The sequence below is a fragment of the Halomicronema hongdechloris C2206 genome (genome assembly GCF_002075285.3).
Lineage (GTDB): Bacteria > Cyanobacteriota > Cyanobacteriia > Phormidesmidales > Phormidesmidaceae > Halomicronema_B > Halomicronema_B hongdechloris.
This window is the reverse complement of sequence record NZ_CP021983.2, coordinates 4,064,701-4,078,069: the sequence shown is the minus strand read 5'-3', so window position 1 is coordinate 4,078,069 and position 13,369 is coordinate 4,064,701. Positions and strand designations below refer to the sequence as shown.

The window sequence follows — 13,369 nt, the reverse complement described above, 5'->3', positions numbered from 1 at the left end:
GTAGAAGCCTAGTATCGCAGGAGCGATTGTTCACTCTCGCAGGACACACCACACCTTGAAGGGCACACTCCAGAAACTGGTCAATCGTTACTTTTCTGGACGACGGGTATCTCCCCGGGCCCTTAAACACATGCGGGATAGCTTGCTAGATGAGTCACTGACCGAGCGTAACTACATTGTGCTCATCATCGGCTCCTGCATTATCGCCACCCTGGGGCTGCTCGCCAACAGCGCCGCCGTGATTATCGGGGCCATGCTGGTGGCGCCCCTGATGCAACCCATTCGGGGCATTGCCTTTGGCATTCTAGAGGGCGATGCGGAGCTGATCCAAACCGGGTTGAGGGCCCTGAGCTGGGGCAGTCTGCTAGCCGTGGGGCTATCGACCTTGATTGGCCTCTCAATTGATCTACCCGGCTATGGCAGCGAGGTCTTATCCCGATCCCAACCCAATTTGCTGGATCTAGGCATTGCCGTCACGGCTGGGGGCATTAGTGGCTTTGCCAAGGTGGAGCCGAAAATCTCCAATACCTTGGCGGGTACAGCCATCGCCGTTGCCTTAATGCCACCCATTTGTGTGGTGGGCTTGGGCCTGGCGCAATGGGAAATGGGGCTAACGACGGGGTCGTTGTTACTCTATCTCACTAATTTGTTGGGAATTACCCTGGCCTGTATGCTGGCCTTCTGGCTGGCGGGGTATTCCCCTTTTCAGCGGGCCAGTCGACCTCTGGGGTGGACCATGGCCATCACCAGTCTGTTGGTGTTGCCCTTGGGGTATAGCTCGGTGGAGTTGCTGCGCCAGAACCGTCTGGAAGCCCATGTGAAAGACATTCTGTTGGGGGGGACATTGACCTTTCAACGGTTGCAGTTGATTCGTATGGATACCGATTGGCTGGTGGAGCCGCCTGAAGTGACGCTGGTGGTCTATGCCCGAGATCCTGTTACCCCGAAACAAGTGCAGTTGGTCGAAGCCTATCTGACCCAGCGCATGCGACAACCGTTTCGGCTCATCTTTGAAGTCAGCCAAGTGGAAGCCATTACCCGTGACTCTCAAGCCTTGCCCCAAGACTGGCAAGATAATTCCCCAGCTTTGCAGCCGCCTGAGCCGAGGCAGCCTGTGACCACTCCTGCGATGCCACCAGAGACTGGCCCTGACAGTTCAGCCACCTCAGCTCCGAGACCATCAACCCCCACTGCGACGGGCTCTTCAACCCCTGCTACCGCCTCTACACCGGCGGCACCCGACCAGTAATCTGCTTCGGGGCGGCAGATGGCTACAAAAAACCCCTGGCCCGCAGGCCAGAGGTCAGGAATCAGGGTGCATCTACCATCTCCCTCTACAATGGGAACTGGCTTCGTCCGGAAACATTCCTAGAGTCATTGGACATTGTCGGTCAAAAAAGTCACTGCCCTGCCATGGCACTGGTGAGCTATCCCCAACATCTCGTTCATCCCGACTGGCTGCATGACCATCTGCAGGATGACACGGTCGTAGTGGTAGACTGTCGATTTTCGCTACAAGCCCCTGAGCAAGGGCGCCAGAACTATGAAGCGGGGCATATTCCGGGCGCCCATTATCTGGCTCTGAACCAGGACCTATCTGGTCCGGTGGCGATCCATGGGGGGCGCCATCCCCTGCCCGATTTAGAGGCCGTGAGCAAGCGGTTCGAAAGCCTGGGCATTACCTCTGATCCGCCCACCTATGTGGTGGCCTATGATGATAGTCGCTTTGCCTTTGCCTCACGGTTGTGGTGGCTGTTGCGCTATCTCGGCCACGATGCCGTGGCGGTGCTAGATGGTGGTCTACAGGGATGGCAAGCTCGGGGCTATGGCCTCAGTACTGAGGTGCCCCAACCCGCCTCGGGTCGGTTTAGTCCCCGGCTCCAAGCGGATTGGCTGGTGGATATCGATTATGTGCGTCAACGCCAGGGACAGAGGGAGACCCTGCTAATTGATTCCCGCTCACCAGCGCGCTATCGGGGGGAGCAGGAGCCCATCGATCCGGTTGCCGGCAGTATTCCGGGCTCTGTGAATTATTTCTGGCAAGCGGTGAGTGATGGCCAGGGCCAGATGCGATCGCAGCGTCACCTCCAAGCTCACTGGGCCTCCTTGAGAGATGCTGACGAGGTAATTGTCTACTGCGGCTCCGGGGTCACCGCCTGCGTCAACTTGCTGTCCCAAGCTATTGCCGGTGAACCCATGCACAAGCTCTACCTAGGGGGCTGGAGCGACTGGTGCTCTTACCTAGTCACTCCGCCATCAGCCTCTGCTTAAGGGTCAAGGCAGTCCCTGGAGCCAGTAACACGCCATTGCGATAGTGCCCCGTGGCCAGCCAGATCCGCTCATCCTCAGCCAGGGGCTGAATCACTGGGGCCGGTTGCCCCTGGGGTCGAGGTCTTAGCCCCTGCCATTGCTCCACCACCTCGGCAGTCGCCAGGGCCGGGCAATAGGCGACCCCCCCCTGCACCACCGCCTCCAGCCGAGCGGGATCGGCAGTGGGGGAGTGTTCTGCTGGGGGAAACTCCACTGTGGCCCCCAGCCAATATTCCTGGTGCCCCAGGGGCACTAGATGGATATCATGACCATTGATTACCGGCTGAAAGTCGGACTTCCCTAAGGGCTGGAGCAGCCGTAGCCGCACCGCTTGCCCCAGTACCGGTACCATGGCCACAGGCTGCGGCCAGGCAGCCGTGAGGGCAGAAGATCCCAAACCAGCGGAGATGATCACTCGGTCGGCATCATGGCTGCCCTCGGAGGTCTCTACGGTGACCCCATCGCCATGGCGGTGCAGCGCTTGTACCGATGCTGTGAAATCACAATGGGCGCCCTGATGCTGAGCGGCGTCTACTAACGCCTGGGTCAACACCGTCGGATTGACCTGGCGATCTCGAGGGGAATAGATGGCTGCCACCACTTGCTGGGGATCGATGTGGGGACACGCCTGTCCTAGGTGGTCCGGTGACCAGATTTCTAAGGGCCATCCCTGTTGCTGCCGCAGACGCTGAAGGCTCTGCCAACGGGGAAGCTCGGTGGCGTCAAAGCAGAGACTTAAGATGCCCTGGCGGTTGTAGGGAATCGTCTGGCCAGTGATCGCCTCGACTTCTGCAATCAACGCGTCGTACCGCTGCAGACTGGCTTCCCGGAGACGCCAAGCCCGTCCCTTGGTCTTGTGGCTGATGGCCCCCATCAAGACGCCTAGGGCGGCTCCAGTGGAGGCCTGGGCCGGGGTTTGATGATCTAGCACCTGAACGGTTATCCCAGGCTCTCGGCTGAGTTCGTAGGCTACAGTGGCTCCGATGATGCCACAGCCAATGATGACGATCCGAAGCAGTGGCGGTCGATGCAAGACACTAGGGAAGGTCATGGCAATAACGGATACTAGCACTCGCCAGTCCCCTCGGGGCAGGCAGCTGAATCACTCAACTGCCGAGTCTAGGGCAAGAGCAGTGTCCACTGAGGTTAACACTATCCAGCCTGGTTAGGGAGTAGCTCTATGAACGCGTCAAAGTCATCTAGGGCATGGCGATATTCCTGATTAGCCTGCACCTGGTTACGCTCATCGGCGGCTAAATCAACTCGCTCTAGATGCCGAAAGACTTCTTGAGCTAATTCCTGGGCCCGTTCGCGCTCCGGTGGGATGAGTTGACTAGCCAACCAGTTTAGGCGAGTCCGTAATTCTCCCAGGGGACCATGGATAAAGCTCTGTAGATTGATCCAATCTTTCTGTTGGATATAGTCTCCGAGTTCTGGGAATCGCTCCCGCAAGGATATTACCCTAGGCGTGTAGGTCTCGATTTGCTCTAGGCGCTCTGGGGTATAACTGGGAGGCTGGGCCTGATTAGCCGAACCGCAGCCCACTACAAAGGTTGCGATCGCAGCCAATACCAGGCTTAGAACTGAACGATATCGTGCCATAGCTGCCAGTCATCTCCTATTCTTGCAATGGCGCACCGACAATTACTCGAATATGTCAATATTCTACGCTTGATGGCCATCCCTGAAAAAGCCGTCCTTGCTCGGAGTAGTGGCTGTGAGCTTGGTAACCGCGTCCCCGTGGCCAACCCCAGAGCTAAAACCTGCGGCGCCAAATGGCATCAGCGACACGGCAGACATCCCGCATCTCGGGGCCATCGTGCACTCGTAGCATATCGGCTCCATGGGCAATGGCCGCGCAACAGGCTGCCGCCGTTCCCCACAGCCGCTGCTGTGGATCGGGCTGATCGAGAATCCAGCCAATAAAGCTCTTGCGAGACGGCCCCACCAATAGGGGGTAGCCCAGGGCTTGTAAGTCCCGTAGACGCTGCAAAACATCTATATTTTGGGGATAACTCTTGGCAAAGCCGATGCCAGGGTCAATGGCAATGTGACTGGGATCGATGCCCACTGCGATCGCATCGTCGATTTGACGCCGCAAAAATCGAGCAATGTCGCCGACCACATCCTCATAATCGGTGTATTGCTGCATGGTGGCTGGGGTGCCGCGAATGTGCATCAAGACGATGGGCACCCCCAGATCGGCGACCGTCGACAGCATGGCACTATCGAAGGTCCCGCCCGAGATGTCATTGACCAGATCGGCCCCGGCTCGAATCGCCGCCCGGGCCACCTGAGCCCGAGTCGTATCTACGGAAATGGGAATGGTCTGCAGGGCCGGATCGCTATGGGCTCGTAGGGCTGCAATCACTGGAATCACCCGCTCTATCTCCTCACCGACCGAGACCTCTGCCGCCCCAGGTCGGGTCGATTGGCCGCCAATATCGAGGATGTCGAGGTCAGCATGCACCAACCGCTGGGCCTGGGCTAGGGCAGCCTCTACGGTGTCGAACTGGCCACCGTCACTGAAGCTGTCGGGGGTGACATTGAGAATGCCCATCAGATAGGTGCGCGAGCCCCAGCGGAAGATGCGATCGCGAATGGTCCAGGTAGGAAGGGTCTTCATTGCAGCAGCCATTAACGAAACCTCAGACCTCGGAATACAACACGGCAGCAACCATCTATCCCAGCATAAACGACACCCCCATGGCCTCGACATCCAGACCGAAGCCAGGCCACTACTGGGCCATGGATACCCCAAGGGCGAGGGCAGCGGTATGCTGAGAATGACCTCGACGATTTGCAGGACGCTAGTATGTCTGCCTCTCATCCTGCTGCCATTAACACTGCAGCTGCCCTGCGCCAAGCCTATGCCGCCGGGCAGCGATACTTGAGCGGTATCACCCTCACCGGCGCTGATCTCAGTCATGTCATTCTCAAAGGGAGTGATCTCAGCTATAGCGACCTCAGCCAGGCCAACTTCAGCCAGGCCAATCTGCGCGGAGTTGACCTCAGCTACGCCATACTGCGCCAGGCTAACTTTAGCCATGCCGACCTGCGGGGAGCCATGTTAATTGGCACCGACCTCCGGGATGCTAACTTGACGGGAGCCAATGTGGAAGCTGCCGACTATGACCCTGATGAGACTCAACTTCCAGCAGGATTTGACCCTGCTACCGCCGGCATGCGAGCCGTGCGCTGAATCCCATAGCCCTTGCCATCACCCGATCACGTTAGGGAGTTGCGCCTAAAAAACATCCCATCCACCCATCCACTTGCTATTCCCTTGAGGGGGACTTTATCGTTACGCGAATCCCCTGAGGGAGATCAGGAAGCCCCAAACCCAGGCAGTCCATCCAGGCTGGTGCGATTCTTCTGTTGACGATAGGTGGCTAACCTAGTCTCCCCCTTTTTCTGAGCCCACTTAGACAACGTCTCCCGTTGGCCCTGGAAATCATACAAAGGCACCCCATAGCCACAGGAATCGCTGATGCGACTGAGGCGAACCCGAATTACAGCCCGAGCCCCTGGTAGTCGCTTAAAATGCTGAGTATACTGCTGGAACTCAGTGGTGCCTAACTCATAGACATGACCAGTGCCATACAACCGTAGGATTTGGGGTGCCCCTTGGAAGGCACAGAACATCACCACAATGCGGCCATTTTCCTGCAAATGGGCAATGGTTTCACTGCCACTACCGGTGAGATCCAGGTAAGCCACCTCCTGAGGCCCCAGGACTCGAAAGGAATCCATGCCCTTGGGAGAGCAGTTAATATGTCCCTCGGCGGCCAAGGGAGCCGTGGCAACGAAAAACATCTGCTGCCGGTCAATCCAGCGGATTAACCCTTGAGATAACTCGGAATAAACCTTCCCCATCGTTGGTATCCCCCTTCTATTATTGACCTGAGCCCATCTCCACATCTAACCTCAAACGAAGCTGATTCTCAAAGTAGTACAATTGCATTAACTTGTTAGTGCTTTTCCGTAGGAGAGACTATGGCCCCCACTTCTAGTAGTACACCAGCGGTTGCCCCCACTCCAGCCATGGCTGCTGCCTCTGTCAGCAATGGAGCAGCGCCTGCTGCCGCCATGGATGACCAAACCGTCACCGAAACCTTCGCTGCCCTGAAGACGCTACTAAGCACCGTCGAGAAATTACAAAAGGCACGGCAGGGCGTTGGTGACATCAAGCCCCTGATCAATCGGCTCTTAGATGGCGACATGCTATCGGGGGAAGAACTGGAGCAGGTGAAAGCGGGTATCGGTAGCCTGGGCAAGCTGGTCAAACTCTATGGTGACTATCGAGAGGCTTTAGTCAAGGCCCAACCAGCCCGGGAGTTGCTCGATACCATGATTAAGTCCTAGTGGGTTGCGAGTTACTCAACAGGATTTCCTATGCTGGGCCAGCGAGACTTGAGGGCTTTGGTGGCCAAGGCGTAGCCGCCACCAGCACCATCGACCAATTTAAGGCTATCTAGACGTGACTCAGGATTTCTCTGGGGTTCCTGAGGAAGCCGATATTCTTTGGTATCGTCTCTACAGATGGACCCATATCTGGGGCTACGCTGAAACACTACTGTTAGATACCATAGCCAGACCCATGGCCAATAATTATCCCCGTCCTCCCCAAGGACCTCCCCCAAACGATAACGGCGACCACCAGCCCCAGCCCAGTCGCGAGTCAGAACGGATGCGACTGGAACGGGAAGAACATCGAGTCGCCAGGGCCCAACGGAGCGCGGTGGCACGAAAATTCGAGCAGGCTGTTTATTATCTGGTGGGAGCCCTCGAGCTGCTGCTGGCCCTGCGTTTCCTGCTACGGCTCACCGGGGCCAACCCTGAGAATACCTTTGCTCAGGTGATTTACGGCCTCTCGAATAGCTTCGTCAATCCCTTTTCGACTCTGTTCGTCAGCCCCACCTTCAACGGCAATCAGAACATCTTCGATATCAATCTCTTGGTTGCCATGGTGTCCTATCTGGTGCTGATGGCGCTCTTAATCTGGTTAGTTCGGATTATCGAGAGTCGCTGATCTTGACCAGGCTGAGCTATCCAGGCTGAGATAGCGCCTGCATTAAGCTGGAGGTGGCTAAGCATTGGGTCAATCTACACTGTCTCAGGCTATCTGACCACTGCGGTACCCCCCTCAGGGAGTGGATGTGGCTCCTCAACCGCTTTCCCTTCATCATGGCGGGAAGATGCTCTGCACAGTTCATGGCAACTCTAAGAGCCACTGGTTAGGGTAATCCTGGAGAACTTCTTGCTCTACCCCTTTAGCTTGGCTGACCTCTCTATGGAATCCTTGATTCGCATGCTTCCTGAGAGCCCGATTATTGGGTTCACTGCTCTGCTGTTAGTGACTCTGACAATTCCCCCCATCTTTGAGCGGCTGAAACTGCCAGGATTAGTAGGTCTATTATTGGCCGGCGTCTTGCTGGGGCCTAGCGGCTTACACCTATTAAATCCGGATGGCGAGGTAGAAAAGCTGCTCTCCGATATCGGCAAAATTTATCTCATGTTCGTCGCCGGGTTGGAAATCGATTTGCAGGAGTTTAGCAAAAACCGCAATCGCTCCCTGGGATTCGGTGCCATTACCTTTCTCCTTCCCTTGGCAGCTGGCACCATGGTAGGGCGTTTCTTTGGCTATGACTGGAATGGCTCTATTTTGATCGGATCGTTGCTCTCTTCCCATACTCTATTGGGTTATCCCATTGTGATGCGGTTAGGCGTAGCCAAGGAAGAGTCGGTGACGATTACGGTGGGAGCCACTATCTTCACCGATATTGCGGCTCTGATTGTGCTGGCCATGTGTGTGGCGGCCCAAGCAGGGGAATTTTCTGTCACCACACTGATCGCACAATTGCTGATGTTAGCCGGCTTTGCGGCCTTGGTATTGTTTGGGCTGGACTGGGCCGGGAGGCATTATTTTCGGCGCTCAGGTGATGAGCAAGGCAATCAGTTCCTGTTTGTGCTGCTAGCCGTATTTCTATCGGCAGTGGGCTCTCAGTTGATCAATGTCGATAAAATCGTCGGGGCCTTTTTGGCCGGCTTGGCCGTCAATGATGTGGTGGGTGACGGTCCTGTTAAGGAAAAGGTGGAATTTGTCGGCAGTGTGCTGTTTATTCCGTTTTTCTTTGTCTGTATGGGGCTGTTGCTAGATGTGCCGGCGTTTATTGATTCGGTCACGTCTAATTTGGGCTTCACTGCGGCTATTGTGACGGCATTGTTGCTGAGTAAGTTGCTGGCCAGTGTTTTGATTAAGGGAGTCTATGGCTACAGCTGGGTGCAGGCTGTGACGATGTGGTCTCTCTCGTTGCCTCAGGTGGCAGCCACATTGGCGGCGGCTTTGGTGGGCCTGCAGACAGGTCTAATTAGCTCTCAGGTGTTTAATGCCGTGATTGTCTTGATGCTGGTGACGGCCTTAGTGGGGCCATCGTTGACACGATTTGTCGCCAGCCAGCTGCCGCGCCCGCGGCAGCCATTGACTCCTGTGCCTACTTCAGAGCAGGGGGATCCGTTTCGACCGACCTCTGAAACTCAGGGATTCACGGTGGTGGTGCCAGTGGCGAATCCCCTGACAGAACGCTATCTGATTGAGATGGCAGCCTTGTTGGCTCGCCATGAGGCCGGACGGATTATTCCTTTGACCATTGCCCAGGCTCATGTTCACATGGATGAGCCCCAGTTAATTACGGCGTTAGAGCGGGGCCGAGGGTTGTTACGTAAAGCCGAGGTCATTAGCCAGGAGTTTGGCAGCCGGGCCGATCCTATGATTCGGGTGGATGATGATGTGGCCGAGGGCATTAGTCGCACGGCTCGGGAGCATAATGCCAGTTTAATCGTCATGGGCTGGAGTCCGGTGCAGGGGTTGCGGGCTCGGTTGTTTGGCACCCTGATCGATAGTGTATTCTGGGCAGCCCACTGTCCGGTGGCGGTGACTCAGTTGTTGGCAGATCCGTTGGATATTCACCATATTTTGGTACCGATCAAGACGGTGACCCCGGAGGCTATGCAAACGTTGCGCTTCGCCCAGATTTTTGCCGACACCCACGACGCCTCGATTACTCTGCTGCATGTGTGCGATCGCAGACTCCCTAAGCCGCAAATCGAGAAGTTTGAGATTCAGCTCTATGGCGCTATCCAGGATGGCCCTGAGGTGCCCCGTAGGGTTAAAATTGTGCGCCATGAGTCTGCGGCCAAGGTGATTCTGGCGGCGGCACGGCAGAGTGATTTGGTGATTCTACGGTCTACCCGTCGCCGCACTGCCGGCGGATTAGCCGTTAGCGATGTCACCCATGAGGTACTGGCAGGGATAACATGCTCCGTTGTCCTCTTCGGTGAGCCCCATTCTTAGGGACGATTATTCATAGACCCTGTACCTGGGGTGCCTGGGTCTGGCAAGAGACTATTGCGATCTGGTTTTTGCCCCTGCGTTTTGCCTGGTAGAGCGCTTGGTCTGCTTGGTCATAGCATTGCCCCAGGGGCATAACTGGCTGGATGGGAGCAATGCCAATACTGGCTGTTACCTGGAATCGCTGAGACGGCTCTTGCTCCTGCATCGGCAATCGAATGCTGGTCATGGCCCGTCGAATATCCTGGGCAATTAAATTTGCCCCAGCTAGGGAACAGCCCGCCAGCAGAATGGCAAATTCATCCCCTCCTAGGCGCACCACTGTGTCGAGGGAACGGGTGCGATCGCATAATTTTTCCGCCACCAACCGCAGCAAGAGATCTCCAACCCCATGGCCATAGGTATCATTCACCTGTTTGAAATCATCCAAATCCAAGAGTAGTAGTGCATGATCTAACTCTGGCTCAACCGATTGCAATACTAACCGTTGAAACGCCGTCTCCAAGCCACGACGATTGGCTACTCCCGTCAGGTCATCTTTTTCTAACAACTGTTGAGTATCGAGCAAATCTTTCTGGGTCGACAACAACAGCGGCATCACCTGCTTCAACTCCCAGGCCGTATAGAGGCTGATCATAGCCGTGACCATCATCCAGCTCCCTTCTAGCCAATAGTGGGCATGCCAGATATTCCAGATTCTAAAGCCATGGCCTAGGCCACAACTCAAAATGAAGGCCGCAAACAAGAGCAACAAGGGCTGTGTCGTTGCTGCTGCCCGGTCTCTATAGAGAAATAACAGCAGCGGAATCGAGAAATAGGCTAAGGCCACTCCAGCATCTGCCACGACATGCAAGGCCGTAAGCCAAGGATCCCAGAAAAAACAGGACCCGTGGGGCATGAGGGCTAATGGTAAGCTGACCCCTGCTAGCATCATGAGTCGTTGGTTGATGTCACCGGGCGATGGGCTGACAGAATGTCATCAATGCTGTCAGCCCCGCTCTCTTTACAGTCTGCTCACAGATGCCAGGGTCTGCCTAAAACCTTCATGTTTGTAAACCTTTTGATGTCGCGCTGCAACCAGCCCCAGTTGATAACCGCTTGCCATCAATAGCTCAAAAGTCTGCCTGTCGAGTCATGCCCCTTACCCAAAGCTATATCCCTAGATAGGGGATCTCCAGGCTCAAGACTTCTAGACTGTAACTATAATTATTGTCCATACGCAGATTTGGAGCATTACCAGAAAAAAGCTCCAGATTCTGAGCTGGACTGGCTAACTCTTAGCAATTGTTGAGTCGGTTAACCGCCGATAGCACTATACCCAATTTGGAGGTATCCCCATGAATTCACCAGCAGATACTCGGCAAGCTTATCAGGAGAAAGTAAACGCCGAACTCGATAAGCTCAATGCTCAGATCGACGAATATAAGGCCAAGGCTGAGCAACTCAAGGCCGATACCGAGATCAACTACCACGACCAAATGGAAGAACTTCTGACCAAACGAGATGCCGCCCAGGCTAAGCTCCAGGAGTTACAGACTGCAGGTGAATCGGCTTGGGAAGAAGTGAAAAAAGGCTTTGAAAGTGCCTGGAATGATCTCGATCAAGCCTTCCAGCGAGCCACTAGTCAGTTTAAGTAAGAGCCCAATCAAATCAGGGATATCTCAGCCCGGATATCTCACAAGAGAAGATGAATCGGGGTCAAAAACCGGCGAGAATGTAATCACCACAAAACATTCAGCGGTTTATCAGCATGACCCCGACTCAAACAGAGTGTAACTCAGCACGCTACGAATTTGGCCGCCTGAGTAAGCGATAGCTTGAAATGACCCCCAATTTTCGGACACAAGGCTAAGAGCCTACATTCCGCAGGTTGACAAATAATTAACCAGGGGCATAGTAATAGCGCTCAACGGGTGGACCCAAGAGGTGAATAATCAGTCGCCGCTCATCATTGAGATTGCTAATCTGCCGTTGCCCCTCCAGCTTGACCCAGTGAATGCCTTGAAACTTCTGCATAATCCAGCGAAAGGTGGGCTTAGCGGTGGGCTGTTTGCGTTGGTTCCGCACCGTTTGGTGCTGGGCGTCCAGTCTTCCGTTCGGCGAGCGTATAGACCATCAAGGTGAGGGCCATGATCAGGGCCAAGGCTTCAACTCGCTGGGACTTTTTGACAAAGACGCTACTGGCAAAGAAGAGGGGGTCTTTGAGGAAGCGAAAGCCTCGCTCCACGGTCTGTTGCCCTTTGTATTCGCTCAGGAGTTTCTCGGCGGGCCAGAGGGTATTATCCAGCTGATTCGTGGCGAGAATGAAGCGGCTGCGCTGTCGGCTAAAGGTCTCTTCGGCGGTGGTGGTGCGCTCCAAGGTGGCCTGGAGACGATACCCCTGAACGGGGGTGGCCTCGGCGGATTTGGCCGGACGACCGGGGGCGCGTTTCGCCCGCACGGTCTGAACCGAAACCTGAGTGAGCTGATGCACCTCCAGACGGTCTTGAAACTGCATCAAGGCCTCTAAGGCATCGGGTTTACAGGCAAAGGTCTGCTGGCTGAGCGATTTCAATTGGTGATTGAGCCTGCGTTCTAGCTTCTCCAGTTCCGGTTGCCAGAGGGCGGCATCGGCTTTGCGGGTCTGGCTTTCGACCAGAATCCAGCGCTGAGGCACCCCACCATAGGTCGACTCCACCTCCCACAGTCGGTAATCCTTCAGGCTGCAGGGGACTTCACTCAGTGTGGTGACGTCGCGATGTACCAGGTCTTGAGCGGCTTTCAGCGTTAGGGGGACCCGCGACAGCCACCCCATAGAGCCCAGCTGCTGCAGATTCGCTTCATTATAGAAGGCCGCATCCATGACAACGATGCCGTCGCTGGTCCACTGTTGGCTAAATTCCGTCACTACACTCGCGAACTGCTGACTGTCGTGCTCATTGCCACTGGCCACCTTCAACCACAAGGGCACGCCGCCGTCAGCGGCACACACCAGGGTCATCAAAAACTGTTTCAAATCCGGGCGGTGATCTCGGGAGTACCCTCGGCAGAGTCGAATCGGGGTCGGTTCTGCTGAGGGCTCACTTAGGGGCTCTGACTCAGGCGTGGCTTCCGCTTCGACCTCGGAGGCGATCTGATACTCACCCTCCACCGCGATAGAGGTGGCATCGAGATGGCGCTGCTGAATGTCAATCTCAAATCGGTTGACCGCCTGTAGCGCCACGGTCATAAAAAATGAGGTGGTGCCCGCCTCCTAGAGGTCATCCAAGACACGCCCCAAGCGGTCATCATTCAAGTGATGGGCCTCAACCCCCTCTCCCAGTAAATGAGACACGGCTTTACTTTCGAAGAACTCGCTGAACAGGTACAACGGGGCACTGAGAAACCCCAGGGCGTTCAAAATCATCGCTTTCACCACTTGGCCAGCACTGACGTGCTCTAAGCAATGGGGCTCAATCAGGTCATCGCTCAGTTCAACCAGGCCAAGTTCATCGATAAGACCGGCCACTAAACCCAGATGGTCTAAATTTTCAATCTGCAAGGGAGGATGACACCGCCAGAAGCAACGGTTTCTAGCCTAGACCACTCCACATCTTTTATTCCCTGTCAACCTGCGGAATGTCGGCTCACATCCTCAGATTCTTGATGCAGACGCTTCACTGCGGGCATCTTTCGTCCCTCTTTGGCTACCTTAATACCGTCTGCCACATAGACACGTTCTCCCTTGAT

At 55.5% G+C, this 13,369-nt stretch carries 12 protein-coding genes and 1 pseudogene; 7 read left to right on the top strand and 6 right to left on the bottom strand.

What is annotated here, in order from left to right; genetic code table 11:
• Window positions 1-55 precede the first annotated feature (55 nt).
• Window positions 56-1,249 carry a TIGR00341 family protein gene (locus XM38_RS18495; protein ID WP_225889355.1) on the top strand — a complete coding sequence of 398 codons (1,194 nt, stop codon included), beginning with the start codon at window positions 56-58 and terminating at the stop codon, window positions 1,247-1,249.
• Between the two features lie 164 nt (window positions 1,250-1,413).
• Window positions 1,414-2,271 carry a sulfurtransferase gene (locus XM38_RS18490; protein WP_088430648.1) on the top strand — a complete coding sequence of 286 codons (858 nt, stop codon included), beginning with the start codon at window positions 1,414-1,416 and terminating at the stop codon, window positions 2,269-2,271.
• Here XM38_RS18490 and XM38_RS18485 read toward each other — a convergent pair.
• The 3 genes from XM38_RS18485 to folP all read right to left on the bottom strand — a co-directional run bounded on the left by XM38_RS18485 (window position 2,246) and on the right by folP (window position 4,936).
• The gene (locus XM38_RS18485) at window positions 2,246-3,382 is read right to left on the bottom strand and encodes an NAD(P)/FAD-dependent oxidoreductase (RefSeq protein WP_256995674.1); all 1,137 of its coding nucleotides are present in this window, start codon (window positions 3,380-3,382) and stop codon (window positions 2,246-2,248) included. The two genes, XM38_RS18490 and XM38_RS18485, sit on opposite strands and share 26 nt — an antisense overlap.
• An 80-nt stretch (window positions 3,383-3,462) precedes the next feature.
• Window positions 3,463-3,912 carry a photosystem II protein PsbQ gene (gene psbQ, locus XM38_RS18480; protein WP_080805825.1) on the bottom strand — a complete coding sequence of 150 codons (450 nt, stop codon included), beginning with the start codon at window positions 3,910-3,912 and terminating at the stop codon, window positions 3,463-3,465.
• A gap of 154 nt (window positions 3,913-4,066) precedes the next feature.
• Complete coding sequence (gene folP, locus XM38_RS18475; protein WP_080805827.1) at window positions 4,067-4,936, bottom strand: dihydropteroate synthase; 870 nt, start codon at window positions 4,934-4,936, stop codon at window positions 4,067-4,069.
• 189 nt (window positions 4,937-5,125) lie between these two features.
• Between folP and XM38_RS18470 the strand changes: the two genes are divergently transcribed.
• Window positions 5,126-5,512, top strand: coding sequence for an Alr5209 family pentapeptide repeat protein (locus tag XM38_RS18470; protein ID WP_080805829.1), 387 nt, complete (start codon window positions 5,126-5,128; stop codon window positions 5,510-5,512).
• A gap of 125 nt (window positions 5,513-5,637) precedes the next feature.
• Here XM38_RS18470 and XM38_RS18465 read toward each other — a convergent pair whose 3' ends face one another.
• Window positions 5,638-6,186 carry a pyridoxamine 5'-phosphate oxidase family protein gene (locus XM38_RS18465; RefSeq protein ID WP_080805831.1) on the bottom strand — a complete coding sequence of 183 codons (549 nt, stop codon included), beginning with the start codon at window positions 6,184-6,186 and terminating at the stop codon, window positions 5,638-5,640.
• A gap of 120 nt (window positions 6,187-6,306) precedes the next feature.
• Between XM38_RS18465 and XM38_RS18460 the strand changes: the two genes are divergently transcribed.
• From XM38_RS18460 to XM38_RS18450, 3 genes are all read left to right on the top strand, one after another.
• Window positions 6,307-6,675, top strand: coding sequence for a hypothetical protein (locus XM38_RS18460; RefSeq protein WP_080805832.1), 369 nt, complete (start codon window positions 6,307-6,309; stop codon window positions 6,673-6,675).
• A gap of 115 nt (window positions 6,676-6,790) precedes the next feature.
• Window positions 6,791-7,342 (top strand): YggT family protein, encoded by a 552-nt coding sequence (locus tag XM38_RS18455; RefSeq protein ID WP_225889354.1) that lies wholly within the window; start codon window positions 6,791-6,793, stop codon window positions 7,340-7,342.
• 261 nt (window positions 7,343-7,603) lie between these two features.
• Window positions 7,604-9,664, top strand: coding sequence for a cation:proton antiporter domain-containing protein (locus XM38_RS18450; RefSeq protein ID WP_080805855.1), 2,061 nt, complete (start codon window positions 7,604-7,606; stop codon window positions 9,662-9,664).
• 10 nt (window positions 9,665-9,674) lie between these two features.
• Here the strand turns inward: XM38_RS18450 and XM38_RS18445 are convergent, their stop codons facing one another.
• On the bottom strand, window positions 9,675-10,559 hold the full coding sequence (locus tag XM38_RS18445) for a GGDEF domain-containing protein (RefSeq protein ID WP_449271853.1): 885 nt from the start codon (window positions 10,557-10,559) through the stop codon (window positions 9,675-9,677).
• A 439-nt stretch (window positions 10,560-10,998) separates the two neighbouring features.
• Here XM38_RS18445 and XM38_RS18440 point away from each other — a divergent pair, with 439 nt between their 5' ends.
• Entirely contained in the window at window positions 10,999-11,298 is a 300-nt protein-coding gene (locus XM38_RS18440) for a sll1863 family stress response protein (protein ID WP_080805836.1), read from the top strand.
• A gap of 244 nt (window positions 11,299-11,542) precedes the next feature.
• Here XM38_RS18440 and XM38_RS18435 read toward each other — a convergent pair.
• Window positions 11,543-13,181, bottom strand: a pseudogene (locus XM38_RS18435) (IS1634 family transposase).
• Window positions 13,182-13,369: the final 188 nt, after the last annotated feature.